Source organism: Caballeronia choica (assembly GCF_001544535.1).
Lineage (GTDB): Bacteria > Pseudomonadota > Gammaproteobacteria > Burkholderiales > Burkholderiaceae > Caballeronia > Caballeronia choica.
The window spans coordinates 17762-32460 of sequence record NZ_FCON02000050.1; the positions used below are offsets into that span (position 1 = coordinate 17762).

Below are 14699 nucleotides of genomic sequence, written 5' to 3' on the forward strand. Positions count from 1 at the left end.
TTCCTGACGACGATGCCGCCGAAGCAACAGTCCGCCGCGAAAGACGGCCGGAAAAAAGTGCCGACGCCTCATACAAAATTTCACGCCGCCGCAGCGTCGCCCGGACTTTCGGGCAACGCTCTGGTGGCCATTGCAAGTCTGGTTGAACGATGTCTCGCAAAAACCTGGTCGATCCCGCATACATGGCCGCGACGCTCCGCCGCTGGTCCAGAGCACACGGTTTGTCGCGCTTCGCCGCGCCCGTCCTGACGGTCGTCGTGTGCGCGCTGCTCCTCGCCGTGTTCCAGCACCTGTCGCAGGCCGTCGACTACAAGTCGGTGATGCGGCATTTGCGCCACCTTCCACTCGACGCCTGGTGCGCCGCGCTCGGCGCAACCGCGCTCAGCTTTGTCGCGCTGGTCGGCCGCGACGCCGTCGGTCTGCGGCACATCGGCGCGAAGGTGCCGCGCTCGCTGCTGTGGGTCGGCGCGACGGTCGGCTCCGCGCTCGGCAACGCGACCGGCTTCGGCGCGCTCACGGGCGGCGCGGTGCGCTGCCGCGTCTATGGCGCGGCCGAGGTCACGCCCGCGCAGGTCGGGCGGCTGACGGTGTTCACGAGCGTCACGCTCGCGCTCTCGCTGGTCCTGATGACGGCGGCCGGCATGGTCGTTTCGGCCGATACGCTTGCCCGCATGATGCCGCTCTCGCCGGACGCGCTGCGCATCGTCGGCGCGGCGCTGCTCGTGGCGATGGCGGCGATGATCGCATCGTGCGGCACTGCGCCGCGCACGCTGGGCCTGCGCTGGAAGTGGCTGCGCTTCACGATTCCCGCGCGCCGCGATTTCGTCGCGCAGATCGCGCTCGCGATCGTCGACGTGATCGCCGCCGGCCTCGCGCTGTGGGCGCTGCTGCCGCACGCGCAGGTCGGTTTCGGCGAGTTCATCACCGTCTTCTCCGCCGCGATGCTGCTCGGCATGATCGGTCATACGCCGGGCGGCGTGGGCGTGTTCGAGGCGTCGATGGTGTTCGCGCTCGGCGGCAGCGTACACACGCCGGAGATGGTCGCCGCGCTCCTCGCCTATCGCGCGATCTATTTCGGCTTGCCGCTGATTCTCTCGGCGGCCGTGATGGCGGCGTTCGAAGGCCGCGCGCTCAAGGGCCGCTTCGCGTTCCTGCGCCCGGGTCACGTCTCGCAGCTCGCGCCGCTGTTCCTCAGTATCGTCACGTTCGTTGCCGGCTCGATGCTGGTGATCTCGGGCGCGACGCCCGCGTTCGCCAAGCGCATCGCCTTGCTGCAGACGATCCTGCCGCTCTGGGTGCTCGAAAGCTCGCAACTCCTCGGCAGTGTGCTCGGCGTGCTGCTGCTGTTCGTCGCGCGCGGGCTGCTGCGCCGGCTCGATGCCGCGTGGTGGCTCGCGCTGATCCTCGCGGTGGCGAACCTCGCGCTGTCGCTCGCGAAGGGACTGGCGTTCATCGAGGCGGGCATGCTCGGCTTCCTGATCGTCCTCTTGATCGCGACGCGCGACCGCTTCAGCCGCCGCTCGTCGCTCTTCGCCGAGCGCTTCACGGCGACCTGGCTCGCGTCGGTCGGCGTCGTGATGGTGCTGGCCGTGTGGATCATGTTCTTCGCCTTCCGCGACGTTCAATACAGCGGCGACCTCTGGTGGCAGTTCGCGTTCGACCATCGCGCGCCGCGCGCGCTGCGCGCGACCCTCGCGGCGGTGCTGTTCGCCGCGGTCTTCGCGATGTGGCAGCTGTTGCGCCCGGCCGCCGGCCGCTTCGTCAAGCCCGCACCGCAGGACCTGCTCGACGCCGCGCGCATTTTCCGCGCGCAGGAGCGCAGCGACGCGGGCCTCGCGATGATGGGCGACAAGAGCTTCCTGTTTTCCGAGTCGCGCGAGGCGTTCCTGATGTACGCGAAGCACGGCCGCACGTGGGCCGCGCTGCACGATCCGGTCGGGCCGCGCCGCGAATGGGCAGAACTGATCCGCAAGTTCGTGGAACTGGCGCATTCGCACAACGGGCGCGCGGCGTTCTATCAGGTGCGCGCCGACGCGCTGCCGCTCTACCTCGACGCCGGCCTCACGCTGATGAAGCTCGGCGAGGAAGCGCACGTCGTGCTCTCCGATTTCGACCTGAAGGGCTCGCACCGCGCGCATCTGCGCTATGCGTTGAAGCGTGGCGAACGCGATGGCTTCGACGTCGAAGTGATCGATCCGGCGCGCGTGCCCGAAAGCCTGCCGATGCTGCGCGAAATCTCCGATGCGTGGCTCGACAGCCGTCTGACCCGCGAGAAGAGCTTCTCGGTCGCGGCGTTCACCGAGGACTATCTGTCGGCGCAGTCCGTGCTGCTCGTGCGCCAGCAAGGCACGCCGGTCGCGTTCGTCACGTTCATGACGACCGATATGAATACCGAAGCGACGGTCGGCGTGATGCGGCATCTGCCGGACGCGTCGCCGTATGCGATGGAGTATCTGTTCACCAAGCTCGCGCTGCATCTGAAGCAGGCGGGTTTTCAGTCGCTGTCGCTTGGCATCGCACCGCTGTCGGGCATGCAGCCGACGCCGCTCGCGTCGTACTGGCATCGGCTCGCCGGTTTGGTCTGGCGGTTCGGTGGGCGTTTCTACAATTTCCGCGGCCTGCGCGGATTCAAGAGCAAGTTCCAGCCGCGCTGGGAGCCGCGCTATCTCGCGGCGTCCGGCTCGGTCGGCGTGTTTTTTACCCTGGCGGATCTCTCGTTGCTGGCGGGAGGCTGGCGTTCATGAAATTTTTGTTGAAAGTCGCGGCGGTTTCGTTCGCATTGTTGTCCGCGGCGCATGCCGCAACGATTCCCGGCGGCCGTTATGGCGAGGTCGCGCTGACGAAGCCCGTCGGCGAGATGCGCGGCTTCGTCGTGCTGTTCTCGGAGAAAAGCGGCTGGAGCCCGGCCGACCAGCAAGCCGCCGATGCGCTCGCGAAGAACGGCGCGATGGTCGTCGGCGTGGATACGGAGCGCTACGCGGCGCGCCTGCAAGCGCCGGCAGAGAAGGAAAGCTGCCATAACCTCGTCGGCGACGCGGAGGCCGTGAGCCATCAGCTCGAGCGCGGCGTGCAGACGAGCCGCTACTTCGCGCCGATCGTGGCGGGCACGGGCCAGGGCGGCCTTCTCGCGGAGCGCATTCTGGCGCAGGCGCCGGAGAATACCGTCACGGGCGCGGTTGCGCTGAACGCCGACAAGCAGCTCGACGCGCGTTTCGATCTCTGTCCGCCCGACCCGACGATCACGCACGACAAGGCGATGCCGGGCTTCGTCGAACGCGGCGCGCTGCAAGCGGGCCGCACCAAGGCCGACGCGTTGCTTGCGTTGACCGCGCCGCATCTCCAGTCGCAAGCGGCGCACGAGGAAGACGTATCCGACCTGCCGCTGATCGAACTGCGCGCGGCTCACCCGACCGACCTGCTTGCGATCGTCATTTCCGGCGACGGCGGCTGGCGCGATCTCGACAAGACGATGGCCGAGGCGATGCAGCGGGAAGGCGTGTCGGTGATCGGCATCGACGCGCTGCGCTATTTCTGGAGCGAGAAGACGCCGCAGCAGGTCGCGCACGACCTCGGCCGCGTGATGCAGACCTACGGCGCGCGCTGGCATACGAGCCACGTCGCGCTGATCGGCTACTCGTTCGGCGCCGATGTGATGCCGTTCGCCTACAACCGTCTGCCCGACGCGCTGCGCGCGAAGGTGTCGTATGTATCGCTGATGGGCTTTTCGCCCACGGCCGATTTCCAGATCCGCGTGACCGGCTGGCTCGGCATGCCGGCAAGCGACAAGGCGTTGCCGGTCCAGGGCGAACTCGCGAAGCTGCCGCCCGCGATGGTCCAGTGCATCTACGGCGAGAAGGAAGAGGACACGCTGTGCCCGAAGCTCACGAAGACGGGTATCGACGTGATCCGCCTGCAGGGCGACCACCACTTCGGCGGCGACTACGACGCGCTCGCGAAGCGCATTCTCGGCGGCTGGCAGAAGCAGATCGCGCTGCGCGGCGGCGCCTGAGCGGGAGGCCGCGCCGAAGCCCACAATCAATCGGCGGCGCGGCTAACATGACGGCACTTCACACCGATGGAGTTCCGCCATGGCACTGATCGATCATCTCGACCATCTGGTCATCACCTGCATCGACGTCGAAGCGACCAAACGCTTCTACGTCGATGTCCTGCAAATGCGGCTCGAAAGCTTCGGCGCGGGCCGCATATCTTTTCACTTCGGCAATCAGAAGATCAACGTCCACGTGCGCGGCGCCGAGTTCGAGCCGAAGGCGCACTTGCCGGTGCCGGGCGCCCTCGACCTGTGCTTCATCGCAGCCGTCCCGCTCGACGACGTGATCGAGCACCTGAAGCGCTCGAATTGCCCGATCGTCGAAGGGCCGGTGGAACGCACCGGCGCCACCCGGAAAATCCGTTCGGTCTACATCCGCGATCCGGATTTGAACCTCATCGAAATCTCCGAACTCATCTGAGCGGGCCGAGATAATCGCGCTTGCCGATATCCACGCCGAGATGGCGCAGGATGTCGTAGGTCGTCACGACGTGGAAATAGAAGTTCGGCAAGCCGAAGCCGAAGAGGTAGTCCACGCCGCTGAAACTCGGCTCGACGTCCTTGAGCTTGAGCGTGACCGTGCGCGTCTCGCTGTCGTCGAGTCGCTTCGCGTCGATGCTCTTCAGGTACGCCTTCGTGTTCGCGATGCGTTCCTGCAGCGCGGCGAACGAGTCTTCGTTGTCCTCGAAACGCGGCGCTTCACCGCCCGCGAGACGCTGCGCCGAGAGCTTCGCCGTATCGCTCGCGCGCTGGATCTGCGCGGCGAACGGCAGCATGTCGGAAGCGAGCCGCGCGCCGATGATGTCGGCGTGCGCGATGCCTTTGGCGTCGGCGAAAGCGACGGCCTTTTCCAGCAGCGAGGAGAGCACGTCGAGGCCGCGAATGAACACGGGAATCGACGCGCGATACATCGTCAGGGACATGGGTGTCTCCGTTTTTTGAAGGTTGACAGGGGCGACAAGCATAGCGCTTCGTCCTTTCGGCTGCCCGAACGGGGCGCACGACACTCAGGAAGAAGGCGTCGACCGTACGCGCGCCTCCCACGCGCGCAACTCGGCTTCGTAGCGGTCGAGCGCTTCCTCGTAGAGATCGAACACGCATGGTTCACAGCCGCTCTGGCAGCACTCGTCGGGAGCGGGGCGCTCGGGCGGAACGGGGCGGGGATCGTTTTCGGTGTCGGGACTGGGCATCGGCGGGACGTGAAGGCGGAAAAATGCGTTCGATTCCATTTTGCGCCGATCGGTTGCGCGGCACGCCGGCGTCTAGGTTTTGGCGGCGGCCGACAGTGCGGGCGATGGCATACTTCGACGCAGCAGTCATGCGCCGTGGCGGACGAATCACGCGGCGACGGCCCGCCACGAGGCGTTTGTTCTCGCGGCGCGAGCCGGGCAACGCTGCTGCCTCTCGAACGAATTGAAGGTTCCTTCGATGAACAAGACAGCCAGGCTCGCATCCGCCCTCGCGCCCCTCGTCGTTTTGATGCTGGCCGCATGCGTGCCGCTGCCGCCGATCGAGTCCGGGGCGTCCGTGCAGAGCGCCGCTCCCTACAGCGCCGAAATCCGCCGCACGCAGTCGGGCATCCCGCATATCAAGGCCGCCGACTGGGGCAGTCTCGGCTATGGCTACGGCTACGCGCAGGCGGAAGACAACCTGTGCACGCTCGCCGACGCCTTCGTCACCTATCGCGGCGAGCGCTCCGCCTGGTTCGGCGCCGACGCGCGTCCGCCCGCCGGCGCGACCTTCGGCCAGCCGCGCAACATCGATGCGGACTTCTTCTTCCGGCTCGTCGACGACAACGCCGCCGTCGAGCGTTATCGCGCGGCGCAGCCGGCTTCGCTGCAAAGCCTGATCGACGGCTTCGCGGCAGGCTACAACCAGTATCTCCACGATCTCGACGCCGGCCGCGTCCCCAATGCGCACGCGGCCTGCAAGGGCAAGCCGTGGGTCGAGCGGATCACCGCCGACGACGTCTACCAGCGCCTGATCGCCGCCAACCTCGGTGGCGGCGCGGCGCAGTTCGTGCAGCAGATCGCGAATGCGCGGCCGCCGCGCGCGCCTTCCGCTTCGTCGAACGATGAAGCCGCCAAGACGAGCGCCGTCGACGGCGACGCGACGAGCGTCGACATCGGCAAGACGGCCGGCATCGGCAGCAATGCGCTCGCATTCGGCGCGCCGATCACCCACGACGACCGCAGTCTCCTCTTCGGCAATCCGCACTGGTTCTGGCGCGGGCCGGACCGCTTCTATCAGGCGCAGCTCACGATTCCGGGCGTGGTGAACGTGGCGGGCGTCTCGTTTCTCGGCGTGCCGGTGATCGTGCTCGGCTTCAACGACAACGTCGCGTGGACGCATACGGTGTCGACCGTGCGCCGCTTCGGCATCTTCCAACTGGCGCTCGATCCCGCCGACCCGACGCGCTACCTGATCGACGGCCGCGCCGAACCGATGACCGCCGTGCCGCTCACCATCCAGACGCGGCGTCCCGACGGCTCGTTCGAGGCGGTCACGCGCACGCTCTACCGCACGCGCTTCGGGCCGGTGGTCGACCTGTCGTCGATGGCGCCCGGGCTCGGCTGGACCGCGCAGCGCGCGTTCGCCCTACGCGACGTCAACGTGGAGAACAATCGCGCGTTCCTGAACTTCTTCGCGTGGAACCAGGCGCGCTCGCTGACCGATTTCATCGCGATCGAAAAGCGCTTCGCGGCGATGCCGTGGGTCAACACGTTCGCGATCGGTAAAGGCGACGCGCGCGTCTGGTTCGCCGACATCGGCCCGATGCCGAACGTGCCCGACGCACTCGTCGACTCGTGCACGACCCCCGCCGGCCGCGCGTTCAACGGGCGCGTGCCGGGCGTGCCGTTCCTCGACGGCTCGAAAAGCGCGTGCGCGTGGCGCGTCGATTCGTCGGCGGTGCAGGCGGGCGCGCTGCCGGTCGAGCAGATGCCGAGCATCGCGCGCGGCGACTATGTCGGCAATTTCAACGACAGCTACTGGCTCACCAACGCGAACGCGCCGATGACGGGTTATCCGCGCATCGCGGGCGCGACCGGCACGCCGCAGTCGCTGCGCACGCGCTTCGGCCACTTGCTCGCTGCGCAACTCCAGCGCGAGGAGGGCGGCATCACGCGCGACGCGCTGAAGTCGGCCGTGCTGCAATCCGGCTCGCTGTCCGAGCGCCTGTTCCGCAAGCCGCTGCTCGATGCCGCGTGCAATTTCGGCGATCCGCAGAACACCCTGCGTGAAGCCTGCGACGTGCTGCGCGCCTGGGACGGCACCGCGAACACCGACGCGCGCGGCGCCAACCTGTGGGACGAATTCTGGGTGCGCGTGACGCGCATCGCGCCCGAGCGCCTGTACGCCAACGGCTTCGATCCCGCCGCGCCGCTCGCGACGCCGGGCGGCTTCAACACCTCGAATCCGGCGGTCGTGCAGGACTTGAAGCAGGCGCTCGGCGGGGCGGTGCTGGCGCTGAAACTGAACGGCTTCGCGCTGAATTCGCGGCGCGGCGACATCCTCTATACGATGCGCAACGGCGCGCGCGTGCCGCTCTACGGCGGTTGCGACGAAGCCGGCTATTTCACGATCGTGTGCGCGCGCCGGCCGCTCGACACACGCGGCTATCCGATGGACTTCAACGGCCACGGCGACAGCTACATGCAGGTGGTGTCGTTCGGCGAGGACGGCGTCGATGCCGACACCATGCTCGCGCACTCCGAATCCGACGATCCCGCGTCCCCGCACTCCGGCGACGCGACGCGGCTGTTCGCGGCGAAGACATGGCAGCGCTTCCCGTTCACCGACCGGGCGATCGACGCCGACCCCGCGCTCGTGCGCAAGACCGTCTCCGGCGAGCGCCGGCAGGAGCCGGTGCTGCGCGCGGTGGGGCCGCGCAGGGTGCCGCAGTAATCAGCGGTAAAGGAAACCCGGATCGAGTGGGAGGACAAACGCGTCTATCATTGACATCTTTACTCGGATGGAAAGACCGTCATGATTTCCGATGACACCACACAACAAGCAGCGCAACTCGATCGCGACGCGCTCACCGCATTCGTCGAGCGCAAATGGAACGACGAGATCGTCCCCGCGCTGACCGACTACATCGCCATTCCCGCCAAAAGCCCGATGTTCGATGCCGACTGGGTTCGCCACGGCTTCATCGAACGCGTCGTGACCGACGCCGTGCAATGGGCCGAACAGCAACCCGTGAAGGGCCTGAAAGTCGAGATCGTGCGACTCGCCGGCCGCACGCCGGTGATCTTCTTCGAAGCGCCCGCCACGCGTTCGGGCAGCACCGAAACCGTCGTGCTGTACGGCCATCTCGACAAGCAGCCCGAATTCGAAGGCTGGCGCCGCGACCTCGGTCCGTGGACACCGAAGCTCGAAGACGACAAGCTCTACGGCCGCGGCGGCGCCGACGACGGCTACGCGACCTACGCCAGTCTCACCGCGCTCGCCGCGCTCGACGCACAGGGGGTCGAACGGCCGCGCTGCGTCGGCATCATCGAGACCTGCGAGGAATCGGGCAGCTACGACCTGCTGCCCTACATCGACGCGTTGCGCGAGCGGCTCGGCGACGTCGGCCTCGTGATCTGCCTCGATTCGGGCGCGGGCAATTACGACCAGTTGTGGCTCACCACGTCGCTGCGCGGGCTCGTCGCGGGCGATCTCGAAGTGCAGGTGCTCGACGAAGGCATCCATTCGGGCGGTTACGGCGGCATCGCGCCATCGACGTTTCGCATCATGCGCCAGCTCTTCGAGCGGCTGGAAGATGCCGGCACCGGCAACCTGCTGCCGAAGGGCTTTCACTGCCCGATCCCGCGGCAACGCCTGCGCGAAGCGGAAGCGACGGCGCACATCCTCGGCGACGACGTCTGGAAGAAGCTGCCGTGGAGCTGCGGCCAGGACGGCGGCCAGGTTCTTCCGACCACCACCGATCCGCAGGAAGCGCTGCTGAACTCGACATGGCGTCCGTCGCTCACGGTGACGGGCGCGGCGGGCCTGCCGCCGCTCGCCGATGCCGGCAACGTGCTTGCGCCGCGCACGGCGTTCAAGCTGTCGCTGCGCTTGCCGCCGCTCGTCGAGGCGACGCAGGCCGTCGCGGAACTGAAGGCGCTGCTCGAATTCGATCCGCCGTATAACGCGAAGGTCACGTTCAAGCCCGAAGCCGGTGCTGCGACCGGCTGGAGTGCGCCCGATCTCGCGCCGTGGCTCGGGACGGCGTTGAACGACGCGTCGCGCCGGCACTTCGGCGCGGATGTCGCGTATATCGGGCAGGGCGGCACGATCCCGCTGATGAACACGCTGAAGGAAGGCTTCCCGCGCTCGCAGTTCATGGTCTGCGGCGTGCTCGGACCGAAGTCGAACGCGCACGGGCCGAACGAGTTCCTGCATGTTCCTTATGGCAAGAAGCTGACGTCGGCGGTCGCGGAGGTGATTGCGGCGACGCCGTGATCCGATTGCGGCTCGCTTGAATAAAAAGGCGCGCATGTCCTGCGCGCCTTTTTATTGCGGAAAGCATTCAAAGTGGTAAGGCCAGTTGATCGTCTGTAGAGTGTGGGTTCCGCGCAAATCGCGCAATCGACACCCTGAACACGATGAACGATATCAAGACGCCCGCCACGCCCGAGTTGCGCATCCCCGCCGAGGCCCTGCACACCTACGTCCGCGCGATCTGGGAGCGCGCCGGCAGCGCGCCGCGCGAGGCGGAACTGGTCGCCGACCATCTCGTGATGGCGAACCTGTCAGGCCACGATTCGCACGGCGTCGGGATGATCCCGCGCTATGTCGCGTCGCTCGCGGACGGCGAACTCAAGCTCAACGCGCACGCGAAGATCGTGCGCGACGCGGGCGCGGTGCTCTCCATCGACGGCGTCAAGGGCTTCGGCCAGGTCGTGGCCTACGAGGCGATGGAGCACGGCATCGAGCGCGCGAAGAAACTCGGCGTGTGCGCGGTCGGCTTGCGCGACGCGCATCACATCGGGCGCATCGGACACTGGGCCGAGCAGTGCGCGAAGGCGGGTCTCGTGTCGTTTCACTTCGTGAACGTGGCGGGCGACCCGCTCGTCGCGCCGTTCGGCGGCATCGACCGGCGCTTCGGCACGAATCCGTTCTGCGCCGCCTTCCCGCGCGACGGCAAGACCCCGCTCGTGCTCGACTTCGCGACGAGCGGCATCGCGTACGGCAAGACGCGCGTCGCGTACAACAAGGGCGTGAAGGTCGCGCCGGGCTATCTGATCGAACACGACGGCACGCCGACCGTCGAGCCGAAGGTCATGCACGAGGAGCCGTTCGGCTCGCTCCTGCCGTTCGGCTTGCACAAGGGATTTGGTCTGGCCGCCATGTGCGAGATTCTCGGCGGCGCGCTGTCCGGCGGTTATACGACGCGCGAAAGCACGCTGCAGAAGACGAGCGCGATCATCAACTGCATGACGTCGGTGATCCTCAATCCGAACGCCTTCGATGCACCCGCCGCGCAGGCCGAAGCGGAAGCGTTCGTCGAGTGGGTGAAGGCGTCGCCGCTGCAGGCGGGCGTCGAGCGGATCTACGCGCCGGGAGAGCCGGAAGATGCGCGCCGCGCGGAGCGGGGTGCGAACGGCGTGCCGATCGACCCGACGACGTGGCAGCAGATTCGCGATGCGGCGGCGGCATCGGGGATGCCGGCCGACGAGATCGAGGGGTTTGCCAAGCAGTTGCGTTGAGCGTTTCGATGATGGCGTCGGGCGCTCGCGTCGGCGTTGTTACCGGCACGATCAAGCGAGCGCTCGTCCCTCAAATCATCTCTTTCCTGATCCACTCGACGACCGACGTGCGCTTCGGCGCCCAGCCGAGCAGTTTACGCGCGCGCTCGCCGCGCACGCGGCTGTTCGAGCCGAGACCATACGACGCCATTTCGTAGCCCCATTCCTCCTTAGCTGCGTCGAGCGGCCAGTCTTGCGGCTCGCCCAGGCCGAGCACATCGGCCATTGCAGCCGTCATTTCGCGGAATGACGCTTCGCCGCTCTCGATGAAATAGAACGTGCCCGGCGGCGTCTTTTCGAGCGCGCGGCGATACGCATCGACCACATCGTCGATATGCACGTTCGACCAGATATTGCGACCCGGCCCGACATGACGCACGACGCCGCTCTTCCTTGCCTGCCGCAACAAGCGCGGCAACTGCACGCTCGCCGCCGAGGCAATCGCGCCGTGCCCGTAGATCAGCGTGTTGCAAAGCACGCCCGAGCGCACGCCGCGCTTCGCCGCATCGAGGACGAGGTTGTCGATCGCCACGCGCGGCGCCTTGTCGGCGGTCGGCTCGGGCAGGCTGTCCTCGCGATAGATCGCCTCCGATGACTCGCCGCCCGACGCATCGCCGACGATGCTCGAACCGCTCGTATGCAGCAGCGTCTTGTTCGAGCCTTCCAGTCCTTCGATCAGCGCCTCGACCGCGCCGCGATGGTCGCTGCTGGCGGCGTTGATGACGGCGTCCACCGCGCGCGCCTCGTCGATGAGCAGCGCGCGGTCGTCGAGACTGCCGAGCACCGGCTCGATGCCCAGGCGCTGCAACTCCTCCGACTGCTCGGCGCGCCGCACGAGACCGCGAACCTGATGGCCGTCGCGCGCGAGACCCGCCGCGATCGAACCGCCGATGAACCCGCCTGCGCCAGTCACGAAAATTTTCATGGTGCTGCTCCGTTGAAATGAGTGGACTGAACGCAGTATCCCGCTCTTCGACTTTCGCAAATACAGTGTTAGTCTCAAATCACTCTTGATCCTGAGTCAACAATGAGTCACGAATGAAGACGAACACCGATGAATTGCAGGTCTTCGTGAGCGTGATCGACTGCGGCTCGATCACGGCGGCGGCGGAAGCGTTGCAGCAGACCGTCTCCGGCGTGAGCCGCGCGCTCACGCGGCTGGAAAAGAAACTCGACGCCACGCTCGTGCGCCGCACGACGCGCCGCCTGCAACTGACCGACGAGGGCGAACTGTTCCTCACGCGCGCCCGGCTGATCCTCGCCGCGATGGACGACGCCGAGGAATCGATCGCCCGGCATCGCGAGCGGCCGGCGGGGCGGCTGCGCGTCGATGCCGCGTCGCCGTTCATGCTCCATTGCATCGTGCCGCATGTGAAGGCGTTCGCGGCGCTCTATCCCGACATCACGCTCGAACTCACGAGCAACGAGCGCATTGTCGACTTGATGGAGCAGCGCGTGGACATCGCGATCCGGCTCGGCGCGCTGCAGGATTCGACGCTGCACGCGCGCTCGCTCGGCAGCACGCGCTGGCGCGTGCTCGCCAGTCCGGCGTATCTGGCGGAACACGGCGAGCCGCGCGACGTCGACGAACTGCTGCGTCATCGGCTGATCGGCTTCACGGCGCCCGAAAGCCTGAACGACTGGCCCTTGCGCAACGACCGCGCCGGCACGTTCGTGACGATTGCGCCGGCAGTCGCGGCGTCGAGCGGCGAGACGATCCGGCAACTCGCGATCAACGACGGCGGCATCGCGTGCCTGTCGGAATTCATGACAACCGCCGACATCCGCGCCGGCCGCCTGCGCGCGATCCTCGACGACGCCCTCGAAGACGTCCGCCTGCCGATCAACGCGGTGTATTACCAGAGCGCGTCGATGGCCGGGCGGGCGCGGGCGTTTCTCGATTTTTTGGCCGCGAAGCTGGCGGCGTGAAGCGTGGCTGCGTATGCTGGGGCGTCTCATCAACCCTGAATCCGACGATGCCGCCAATCGAAGCCCTCAACGCCCCCGGCCTCCCCATTCCCGCCGGCCACTACAGCCACGCGACGCGCGCGGGCAACCTGATCTGCGTGTCCGGCCAGTTGCCGATGCGGCCCGACGGCACGCACACCGGCGACCAGCCGTTCGCCGTGCAAGCCGAACAGACCTTGTCCAACCTCCGCTCGGTGCTCGCGGCGGCGGGCGCGGAACTGAAGGACTGCATCGAGGTGACGGTCTACCTCGTGGGCGTCGATTACTGGAAGGAATTCAACGAAATCTACGCGCGTCATTTCGGCGACTGGAAGCCAGCGCGCGCCGTGGTGCCCGTCGGCGCGCTGCACTACGGGTATCTGCTGGAAATCTCGGCGCGCGCCTGGGTAGAGCGCGGCTGATTTTGGGCCGCCGGACATCGCTCTTATTATTGCGATGTCCGGTCACCACAGGTTGCGTCATGGTCCAGCTCGTCCTGCTTCTCCTCGGCGTCGACTACTTGCGCAAGCGCTGGCGCACACTGTTCGTCGTCGGCCTGCTGTGGCTCCTGATGGGCGTCGGCGTCTTCATCGACGCGCTCGACAACGCCATCTATTTCCCGATGCAGTTCCTGGCCTACCTGCTGCTCGCCGAAGGCATTGCGACGCTCGCCGTCGCATGGACCGGCGCGGGCGGGCAGCGCATCCTGCGCTACGTGAAGGGCGTGGCGGTCGTGCTGGCGGCGGCGCTGATTCTCGCGGGACATCATCATGGCAACTTCGTGCTGTCGATGATCTTCGGCACGCTCTTTCTTGCCGACGGCCTTCTGCAGACCGTGTCGGCGTTCGTCGTGCGCTATCCGCGCTGGCGTATCGTGCTGGCGCTGTCGATCGTGGAAATCCTGCTCGCGATCTTCTTCTTCCAGCCGTACCCGACGCACTACGTCGGCACGGCGCCTTACTGCCTCGGCCTCGGACTCGCGTTCGGCGGCTGGAACCTGCTGTGGATCGCGCTCCGCGTACGCGCGATGCAGCGCATCCCGCTGGAGCGAAAGCGCACGCTGCACCTTTCCGACGACGTGATCGCCGACCCCACGATCGCGGCGAAGTCGGCCGAGAAATCCGCGACCACGCTCACCGCCGACGACAGCCTGTTCGAATGGGACGGCCCGCCCGCACCCGACGAAAAAGCGCTGACCGTGCACGTCTGGACGCCGGTCGGCTCGGCGCGGGGCGAGGCGCAGCGAACCTTGATCGTCGATCGCTACATCGCGGCCGTCGACGCGAACGGCGTCATTTCCACCGGCCACGCCGCGCTGGAATCGCCCGAGGGCATTTACATCAGCCTGTATCCCGGCGTGGAAATCGACCGCTCGCCCGACGAATTCGGCCGCACCCTGCGCGCGACCCGCGAAAACAACGTGCCGGGCGTGTTCCAGCCGGATTACGCGACGGAGTCGAAGGCGTGGTGCGAATCGACCACGAAGGTCCGCATCCGCAATTACAGCCCGGAACGCCTGGGCCAGTTCTGGGATGCGTACCGCCGCGACCTGACCTACAACCTCACGTATCGGAACTGTTCGAGCACGGTGTCGAATGCGCTCGAAGCGGCGCTGGAAGGCGCCGTCGGCCACTTCCAGGGCCGCGACACCGGCTGGCGCGCATTCTGGCGCCTGCTCGTCACGCCCGAACTGTGGGTCGCGGCGCAGATCCGCAAACGCGCCGCGACGATGGCCTGGACGCCCGGCCTCACGCTCGACTATGCGCGGGCGCTCAGCATGCTTGCCGATCCGCGACCGTTCGGCTGGCTGAAGATGGCGCGGCTCGCGCTGCGCCGGATGATGCGCTCGCGGCGCGGGTGGCGGCAGGAAGCCGTCGATGCGGCGGACGCGCGGGCGGGGCGGGTTTCGTCGTAGGCGCCGCGCCTTTTAGGTGATGTCCGGCCGCTTGCGCCCCTTACGCCCC

Annotated in this window: 12 protein-coding genes; 9 read left to right on the forward strand and 3 right to left on the reverse strand. The window is 67.2% G+C overall.

Annotated features, from left to right (window positions below):
* Positions 1-149: 149 nt before the first annotated feature.
* From mprF to AWB68_RS21515, 3 genes are all read left to right on the forward strand, one after another.
* Positions 150-2744 (forward strand): bifunctional lysylphosphatidylglycerol flippase/synthetase MprF, encoded by a 2595-nt coding sequence (gene mprF, locus AWB68_RS21505; RefSeq protein WP_087646367.1) that lies wholly within the window; start codon positions 150-152, stop codon positions 2742-2744.
* Positions 2741-4009, forward strand: coding sequence for a virulence factor family protein (locus tag AWB68_RS21510; RefSeq protein ID WP_087646368.1), 1269 nt, complete (start codon positions 2741-2743; stop codon positions 4007-4009). Before mprF ends, AWB68_RS21510 begins: the two co-directional genes overlap by 4 nt.
* A gap of 79 nt (positions 4010-4088) precedes the next feature.
* Positions 4089-4472: a VOC family protein gene (locus tag AWB68_RS21515; protein WP_087646369.1), complete on the forward strand. Its 384-nt coding sequence runs from the start codon at positions 4089-4091 to the stop codon at positions 4470-4472.
* Here the strand turns inward: AWB68_RS21515 and AWB68_RS21520 are convergent.
* Positions 4465-4974, reverse strand: coding sequence for a DUF1993 domain-containing protein (locus tag AWB68_RS21520; RefSeq protein WP_087646370.1), 510 nt, complete (start codon positions 4972-4974; stop codon positions 4465-4467). The two genes, AWB68_RS21515 and AWB68_RS21520, sit on opposite strands and share 8 nt — an antisense overlap.
* Before the next feature lie 84 nt (positions 4975-5058).
* Complete coding sequence (locus tag AWB68_RS21525) at positions 5059-5280, reverse strand: oxidoreductase-like domain-containing protein (RefSeq protein WP_374729593.1); 222 nt, start codon at positions 5278-5280, stop codon at positions 5059-5061.
* Positions 5281-5479: 199 nt separating this feature from the next.
* Here AWB68_RS21525 and AWB68_RS21530 point away from each other — a divergent pair, with 199 nt between their 5' ends.
* From AWB68_RS21530 to AWB68_RS21540, 3 genes are all read left to right on the forward strand, one after another.
* A complete protein-coding gene (locus AWB68_RS21530; protein ID WP_087646399.1) occupies positions 5480-7957 on the forward strand; it encodes a penicillin acylase family protein in 2478 nt (825 codons plus the stop codon).
* Positions 7958-8038: 81 nt separating this feature from the next.
* Positions 8039-9502 carry a M20 family metallopeptidase gene (locus tag AWB68_RS21535; protein ID WP_087646371.1) on the forward strand — a complete coding sequence of 488 codons (1464 nt, stop codon included), beginning with the start codon at positions 8039-8041 and terminating at the stop codon, positions 9500-9502.
* Between the two features lie 143 nt (positions 9503-9645).
* Positions 9646-10749, forward strand: a complete 1104-nt coding sequence (locus AWB68_RS21540) for a malate/lactate/ureidoglycolate dehydrogenase (protein WP_087646372.1) — start codon at positions 9646-9648, stop codon at positions 10747-10749.
* Positions 10750-10819: 70 nt separating this feature from the next.
* Here AWB68_RS21540 and AWB68_RS21545 read toward each other — a convergent pair whose 3' ends face one another.
* Positions 10820-11713 carry an NAD-dependent epimerase/dehydratase family protein gene (locus AWB68_RS21545; protein WP_087646373.1) on the reverse strand — a complete coding sequence of 298 codons (894 nt, stop codon included), beginning with the start codon at positions 11711-11713 and terminating at the stop codon, positions 10820-10822.
* A gap of 113 nt (positions 11714-11826) precedes the next feature.
* Between AWB68_RS21545 and AWB68_RS21550 the strand changes: the two genes are divergently transcribed.
* The 3 genes from AWB68_RS21550 to AWB68_RS21560 are packed head-to-tail and all read left to right on the forward strand — an operon-like array spanning position 11827 to position 14650.
* Positions 11827-12717, forward strand: a complete 891-nt coding sequence (locus AWB68_RS21550) for a LysR family transcriptional regulator (protein WP_087646374.1) — start codon at positions 11827-11829, stop codon at positions 12715-12717.
* Positions 12718-12764: 47 nt separating this feature from the next.
* Positions 12765-13157 carry a RidA family protein gene (locus AWB68_RS21555; protein WP_087646375.1) on the forward strand — a complete coding sequence of 131 codons (393 nt, stop codon included), beginning with the start codon at positions 12765-12767 and terminating at the stop codon, positions 13155-13157.
* A 59-nt stretch (positions 13158-13216) separates the two neighbouring features.
* Positions 13217-14650 (forward strand): HdeD family acid-resistance protein, encoded by a 1434-nt coding sequence (locus tag AWB68_RS21560; RefSeq protein ID WP_087646376.1) that lies wholly within the window; start codon positions 13217-13219, stop codon positions 14648-14650.
* The last annotated feature ends 49 nt before the right edge of the window (positions 14651-14699 follow it).

Bases quoted from the DNA above. Each gene is read 5' to 3' on its own strand.
- mprF (WP_087646367.1), top strand. From the start codon at position 150: ATGTCTCGCAAAAACCTGGTCGATCCCGCATACATGGCCGCGACGCTC.
- AWB68_RS21510 (WP_087646368.1), top strand. From the start codon at position 2,741: ATGAAATTTTTGTTGAAAGTCGCGGCGGTTTCGTTCGCATTGTTGTCC.
- AWB68_RS21515 (WP_087646369.1), top strand. From the start codon at position 4,089: ATGGCACTGATCGATCATCTCGACCATCTGGTCATCACCTGCATCGAC.
- AWB68_RS21520 (WP_087646370.1), bottom strand. From the start codon at position 4,974: ATGTCCCTGACGATGTATCGCGCGTCGATTCCCGTGTTCATTCGCGGC.
- AWB68_RS21525 (WP_374729593.1), bottom strand. From the start codon at position 5,280: ATGGAATCGAACGCATTTTTCCGCCTTCACGTCCCGCCGATGCCCAGT.
- AWB68_RS21530 (WP_087646399.1), top strand. From the start codon at position 5,480: ATGAACAAGACAGCCAGGCTCGCATCCGCCCTCGCGCCCCTCGTCGTT.
- AWB68_RS21535 (WP_087646371.1), top strand. From the start codon at position 8,039: ATGATTTCCGATGACACCACACAACAAGCAGCGCAACTCGATCGCGAC.
- AWB68_RS21540 (WP_087646372.1), top strand. From the start codon at position 9,646: ATGAACGATATCAAGACGCCCGCCACGCCCGAGTTGCGCATCCCCGCC.
- AWB68_RS21545 (WP_087646373.1), bottom strand. From the start codon at position 11,713: ATGAAAATTTTCGTGACTGGCGCAGGCGGGTTCATCGGCGGTTCGATC.
- AWB68_RS21550 (WP_087646374.1), top strand. From the start codon at position 11,827: ATGAAGACGAACACCGATGAATTGCAGGTCTTCGTGAGCGTGATCGAC.
- AWB68_RS21555 (WP_087646375.1), top strand. From the start codon at position 12,765: ATGCCGCCAATCGAAGCCCTCAACGCCCCCGGCCTCCCCATTCCCGCC.
- AWB68_RS21560 (WP_087646376.1), top strand. From the start codon at position 13,217: ATGGTCCAGCTCGTCCTGCTTCTCCTCGGCGTCGACTACTTGCGCAAG.